Origin of the sequence: Thioalkalivibrio sp. (assembly GCF_041690275.1) — a bacterium.
GTDB lineage: Bacteria > Pseudomonadota > Gammaproteobacteria > Ectothiorhodospirales > Ectothiorhodospiraceae > Thioalkalivibrio.
Map to the genome: position 1 here is coordinate 1 of NZ_JAWLHP010000076.1, position 6032 is coordinate 6032.

The following is a 6032-nucleotide window of genomic DNA, read 5'->3' on the forward strand; positions in this document are numbered from 1 at the left end:
GGGCACTCGGGGCAGCGCTGCATCGCGGCTGGAAGCCGCTCCCACGAAGCCGCTCCCACAAAATCCCACCGAGGGAGGCATGCCGTCTCGGCGATCCGGCGCCGACCGGATCCCCGGCCGCCCCGTGCAACCCGGTCAGGCCACGACGACGCGCGCGACCCGCCGCTTGCCGACCTGGACCACGTGCCGGGACCCCGCCGCGATGCGCAGCTCGACATCCTCCACCCGCTCGCCGTCGAGCCGGACCGCCCCCTGGCGGAGCATGCTGCGGGCCTCGCTGGTGGAGCCCACCAGCCCGGCCTCTTTCAGCAGGTTGGGCAGCGGCAACCCGTCCGCCGAGGCGCGCACCGTCACCTCGGGAAGGTCGTCGGGAAGCTGATGGCGCTGAAAGCGCGCGACGAAGTTCTCCCGCGCCCGGTCGCCGGCCCCGGCACCATGGAACCGGGACACGAGCTCCTCAGCAAGCTCGAACTTGATGTCGCGGGGATTGCGCTTCCCCGATTCCGCAAGCGCCCGCAGGCCCGCGATATCGGCCAGGGGGCGCCAGCTCAGCAGCTCGTAGTAACGCCACATCAGTTCGTCGGAGATAGACATCACCTTGCCGAACATGTCGTCCGGCGCGTCCTGCACACCGATGTAGTTGCCGAGCGACTTGCTCATCTTCTGGACCCCGTCGAGACCCTCCAGGATGGGCATCGTCAGGATGACCTGCGGAGGCTGCCCATACTGCTTCTGCAGTTCCCGGCCCACCAGCAGGTTGAACTTCTGGTCGGTTCCACCCAACTCGACATCCGACTTCAGCACTACCGAATCGTGGCCCTGGATCAGGGGGTAGAGGAACTCGTGAATCGCGATCGGCTGACGACTGCTGTAGCGCTTGCTGAAATCCTCGCGCTCCAGCATCCGCGCGACCGTGTGCCGGGCGGCAAGCTGCACCATCCCGGCCGCGCCGAGCTCGTCGGTCCAGCTGGAATTGAACACCACCTCGGTCGCCTTGGGATCCAGGATCCGGAACACCTGTTCGCGGTAGGTCGCGGCGTTGGTCTGGATGTCTTCCTCGGTCAGCGGCGGACGGGTGACGGTCTTGCCAGTCGGGTCCCCGATGCGTCCGGTGAAGTCCCCGATGATGAAGATCACGTGGTGCCCCAGGTCCTGGAACTGCCTCATCTTGTTCAGGAGGACCGTGTGACCAAGATGCAGATCCGGCGCGGTAGGGTCGAAACCCGCCTTGATCCGCAGCGGGCGGCCCTCCCGCAGCCGCTCTCTCAGCTCATCCTCGAGCAGGATCTCGTCGACGCCACGGCGAAGGATCGCCAGCTGTTCTTCCAGTTCCATTCGATAATCCCGTTAGAAACCTGATATCATTGAAAATGTCGGCCGCATAAACCATGCTGTCGATGTGGGTTGGCTGCGCCTTTCGCTGCGCCTTTCCACGTATTGAACGCCCAGGCCGTGTCCGAGGGGGAGGACCCGCCGTGCAAAGAGAACGCCGTATCTTCCTGGAAACGAGTGCCACGCACTTGAGCTTCAAGGAACCGCGCCCCAGACGCTGGCCGCTGCTGATCGCCATTCTCCTGTTCAGCGCGCTAGGTCTGGGGTTCGCGGCCTACATGGAGCAGCCGGAGTCCGCGGGCCCCGCCGCCTCGGTGGCGCCGGCAGATGATACCGCCCACCCGGCCAGCGAGCGAACCAGCATCGAGATCAGGGGCCTCGGGAACGGGCTGACGGCCGCCAATCGCCCACCGGAGGCATTGCTGCAGGTCGCGGCCGCGGATATCCCCGCCGTGCAGGGGGACGGGCATCGCCTGTCGGACACGGCGGCGACGATGCTGCGGGAAGACTCCCCGCTGGCGGGGGAAGGGCTGCCGCTCACCGGCTCGAACGACCGCGGGCGCGATGAAGGTCTCGACTGGGCAGAGCACGAAGTGGTCTCCGGCGACAGCCTGTCGCGCATCTTCAGCCAGCTGGAGATCTCCGGCCAGCTGCAGGAGATCCTCGCGCTCGGGGACCAGGCCCCGGACCTGCAGCAGATCTATCCGGGCGAGCGCATGCATGCAGGCACCCGCGACGGGCAACTGGAAGAGTTGATCTACGAACCCCGGGGCGGCGAACACTATCTGAAGGTCACGCGCGATCCGGCGACGGGCGAGTACGTTGCCGAGCGGCAGGAACACCAGCTGGAGACACAACGCCGCGTGGTGCACGCCGAGATCCAGCACTCGCTGTTCATCGATGGCTCGCGCGCGGGTCTCTCGGACGCGACGCTGATCCAGATCGCCGAGATCTTCGGCTGGGACATCGACTTCGCCTGGGACACCCGGGACGGCGACCGGATGATCGTCATCTACGACCGCATCCTGAAGGACGGCAAACACCTCCGCGACGGGCCGGTGCTCGCGGCCGAATTCCACAACCGCGGGCGCATCCTCCAGGCACTGCGCTTCGCGCCGGAAGGAGAAAAGGCCGATTACTACGCGCCGGACGGGAAGAGCATGCGCCAGGCCTTCCTCCGGACGCCCGTGGACGTGGGCCGGATCAGCTCGCACTTCGGTCCACGCAAGCATCCGATCCTGGGCTACACGCGCCAGCACCAGGGGGTTGATTACGCGGCTCCCACCGGCACACCGATCCGGGCGGCCGGCAACGGCCGGATCGTCCATCGCGGTACCCGTGGCGGTTACGGCAAGACCGTTATCATCGATCACGGCAACAACTACAGAACCCTGTACGCGCACCTCAACAGCTACCGCCGAGGCCAGTCCGTGGGCTCGCGCGTGAGTCAGGGAGAGATCATCGGCCACATCGGCATGACGGGCACGGCCACTGGCCCCCATCTGCACTACGAATTCCACGTGCGCGGCAAGCCGGCGAATCCGATCACGGTCGACATCCCCCGGGCGGAATCGCTGCCGGACGCGCAGATGGAGGCCTTCCGCAGGGAGACCGCGCCGCTGCTCGCAACCATCGAGGTCATACGGGATACCCAGCTGGCGGAGGGCGCCACCGGCGCGGATCCCCGCTAGTGCCCGCGGAGATCTACCTGGGGCTGATCTCCGGCACCAGCAGGGACGGCGTCGAGGCGGTGCTGGCCTGGCCGGGGGGTCCGCTCGGCTGGGAGGTCATCGCGCATCGCCGGCACCCCTATCCCGCCGCCATTGCGGAACGGCTGGCAGAGATCATCGTGGCCGAGCAGGCCCGGCTTCAGGACCTGGGACAGCTGGACGCATCGGTCGGCGAGGTCTTCGCGGATGCAGCCCTCGGGCTGCTGGATCAGGCGGGGCTGGCGCCCGATGCCGTGCGCGCCATCGGCAGCCATGGCCAGACGCTCTATCACGGCCCCGTCGCCTTCCCCGCGTTCAGCTGGCAGATCGGCGATCCCTTCCGCATCGCCGAGCGCACCGGCATCGACACCGTCGCCCTGTTTCGCCAGCGCGACATCGCGGCCGGGGGCGAGGGGGCCCCGCTGGCATGCGCACTGCACGCCGCGTGCTTCGCCCACCCGGACGTCAGCCGGGCCGTGGTCAACATCGGCGGAATCAGCAACATCACCTGGCTCAGGCCCGGTCAGCCGGTTTCCGGATACGACTGTGGGCCGGGGAACACATTGATGGACGCGTGGATCCGCGAACTGACTGGGCGGCCGTTCGACGCCAACGGAGAATGGGCGGCCCGGGGCACGGTGCGTTACGGGCTACTGGACACCCTGCGCGCCGACCCGTTCCTCGCCCTGGAACCGCCGAAGACCACCGGTCCTGAATACTTCTCGCTCGGTTGGCTCGAGGACCGCCTCGCCACGATCGGCGACATCGGACAGGATGTCGATGTGCAGGCCACGCTCACCGAGTTCACCGCGAGTATCATCGCCGACGCCGTGCTCCACGGGCGGCCCGCCGGAGAACCCTGCGAGGTGCTGGTCTGCGGGGGGGGTGTGCATAACCTCGAGCTGATGCGCCGCCTGCGCGAACGGCTGGGCGACGTGCCTGTCGCAGAGACGGGAACGCTGGGGCTACCGGCCGAGCAGGTCGAGGCGGCCGCCTTCGCCTGGCTGGCCCGGCAGACCCTCGCGAATCGCGCCGGGAACATGGCGGAGGTGACCGGGGCGGCCGGCCCCCGCATCCTCGGGTGCGTGATTCCGGGGGCGCTGCCAAAAGGCTGAGCCTCGCGCCCGGCTGTTGGCGCCGCCTGTGGAGTGCGGCGGCTTGCCGCCGCCTTGCCCTGCATGAGGCTCGCCTAATGCCGCGCAAGCGAGTTCAGGTGAGTAAGGGACCCGCCGGGCGGCTCGCGCCGAGTGGAGAGGGCTTTCACGGCAACGATCTCAGTCCTGCGCCAGGTCCTGCCATGAAAGCCTACGCCCCCGCTCGCGGAGGAGGGTTGAGGTGGGGGTAAGGACCCCCCCTCTGGAGCCCGCGCGAGCCCGCGATCAGGTCGAGAAGCTGGACCCGCAGCCGCAGGTCGTGGTCGCATTCGGATTGCGGATCACGAACTGGGCACCCTCGAGGCCCTCGCTGTAATCGATCTCGGCGCCGGCCAGGTACTGGAAACTCATCGGGTCGATCAGCAGCGTCACGCCGCCATTCTCGACCACGGTATCCCCTTCTCCGACGGTCTCGTCGAAGGTGAATCCGTACTGGAACCCGGAGCAGCCGCCGCCGCTGACGAAGACCCGGAGCTTCAGGTCGTCATTGTTCTCCTCTTCGATCAGGCTCTTCACCTTGGTCGCGGCCGCGTCGGTGAAGATCAGCGGGCTCGGCATCTCCATGTCGGCATCGGAAGCTGCAGTCATCGTTTCGGCCATGATCCAATCTCTCTGGTGTACATCGAGGGCATACGCTATGAAGCCCCACGGCAAGAGTCAAGAATGCCCCGATCGGCGGGGGTGATGATCCTTCCCGTTCAGGGGAACACGGGCACGAGGTTCAGCCCCAGGTCCTCGGGAAGACCGAACATCAGGTTCATGCCCTGCACCGCCTGGCCCGAGGCCCCCTTGACCAGGTTGTCGATCACTGAAAGCACCACCACCCGCCCCGATTCCACGGGCCGGAAGACCGCGATACGGCAGAGGTTCGTGCCGCGAACGCTGGATGTCTGCGGGTGTCCGCCCGGCGGCAGCAGATCGACGAAGGGCTCGTTGCGGTAGAAGTCTTCGAACAGGCGCTGGAAGTCCAACTGCCCGTCCAGAGGCCGCGCGTAGAGCGTCGCGTGGATGCCTCGGATCATTGGCACCAGATGCGGCTGGAACACGAGCCCCACGGGACCGCCCGCCGCGTCCTCGAGCGTCTGGCGGATCTCAGGATGGTGCCGGTGCCCGCCACTGGCATAGGCCCGGAAGTTCTCCCCGACCTCCGCGTGCAGGCTGCCGATCTGCGCCTTGCGCCCCGCACCGCTGACGCCGCTCTTGGCGTCGGCGATGAGGTCCGACGGATCAACGGCCCGCGCCCGCAGCAGCGGCAGCAGGCCGAGAGTGACCGCGGTGGGGTAACAGCCCGGCACCGCGAGCAGACGCGTCTCGCGAATGCGGTCCCGGTGCAGTTCCGGCAGACCGTAGACGGCCTGCTCAAGCCACTGCGGGGCACCGTGTGGCTGCCCGTACCAGCGGGCCCAGAGCTCCGCATCCCGGAGACGGAAGTCCGCCGAGAGATCGATCACGCGCACATCGCGCTCGAGCAGCGGTCCGGCCATCGCGTGCGCCACGCCGTGGGGCGTGGCGAAGAACACCACATCGCACTCCGCAAGCCGGTCCGGATCCGGTTCCACGAAGTTCAGGTCGATGCGCCCGCGCAGGCTGGGAAACATGCTTGCGACGGGGGTCCCGGCGTCGCTACGGGACGTAACGGCCACGATCTCGGCGTGCGGGTGCCCGGCGAGCAGCCGCAGCAACTCGACGCCGGTGTACCCGGTGGCGCCTACGATACCAATGGAAATCATCACCCTTCCGTTGCTCTGGACACTGGCCTGCGGATGATACCCGCAAGCGCCCGCCGGGACATCCGGTCCGACGCGCCGGATCACCGAGAGCGCTCGCCTCCCACAAA

The 6032-nt window shown here is 67.6% G+C and carries 5 protein-coding genes; 2 read left to right on the plus strand and 3 right to left on the minus strand.

The genetic code is table 11. The features are described from left to right. Nucleotides 1-135: 135 nt before the first annotated feature. A complete protein-coding gene (gene tyrS / locus ACESMN_RS12180; RefSeq protein WP_373053874.1) occupies nt 136-1335 on the minus strand; it encodes a tyrosine--tRNA ligase in 1200 nt (399 codons plus the stop codon). A gap of 185 nt (nt 1336-1520) precedes the next feature. Here tyrS and ACESMN_RS12185 point away from each other — a divergent pair, with 185 nt between their 5' ends. Together ACESMN_RS12185 and ACESMN_RS12190 are read left to right on the plus strand one after the other, a co-directional pair. Beyond that, a complete protein-coding gene (locus tag ACESMN_RS12185) occupies nt 1521-3023 on the plus strand; it encodes a M23 family metallopeptidase (protein WP_373053875.1) in 1503 nt (500 codons plus the stop codon). Further along, nucleotides 3023-4156 carry an anhydro-N-acetylmuramic acid kinase gene (locus tag ACESMN_RS12190; protein ID WP_373053876.1) on the plus strand — a complete coding sequence of 378 codons (1134 nt, stop codon included), beginning with the start codon at nt 3023-3025 and terminating at the stop codon, nt 4154-4156. The genes ACESMN_RS12185 and ACESMN_RS12190 overlap by 1 nt, the downstream gene beginning before the upstream one ends. 264 nt (nt 4157-4420) lie before the next feature. Here ACESMN_RS12190 and erpA read toward each other — a convergent pair whose 3' ends face one another. Beyond that, on the minus strand, nt 4421-4795 hold the full coding sequence (erpA, locus tag ACESMN_RS12195) for an iron-sulfur cluster insertion protein ErpA (protein WP_373053877.1): 375 nt from the start codon (nt 4793-4795) through the stop codon (nt 4421-4423). 98 nt (nt 4796-4893) lie between these two features. Next, nucleotides 4894-5925, minus strand: a complete 1032-nt coding sequence (argC, locus tag ACESMN_RS12200; protein ID WP_373053878.1) for an N-acetyl-gamma-glutamyl-phosphate reductase — start codon at nt 5923-5925, stop codon at nt 4894-4896. Between the last annotated feature and the right edge of the window lie 107 nt (nt 5926-6032).

What these genes read in the sequence shown, in the direction of transcription:
- argC (WP_373053878.1), bottom strand. Translation starts at nt 5,925, where the DNA reads ATGATTTCCATTGGTATCGTAGGCGCCACCGGGTACACCGGCGTCGAG.
- tyrS (WP_373053874.1), bottom strand. Translation starts at nt 1,335, where the DNA reads ATGGAACTGGAAGAACAGCTGGCGATCCTTCGCCGTGGCGTCGACGAG.
- erpA (WP_373053877.1), bottom strand. Translation starts at nt 4,795, where the DNA reads ATGGCCGAAACGATGACTGCAGCTTCCGATGCCGACATGGAGATGCCG.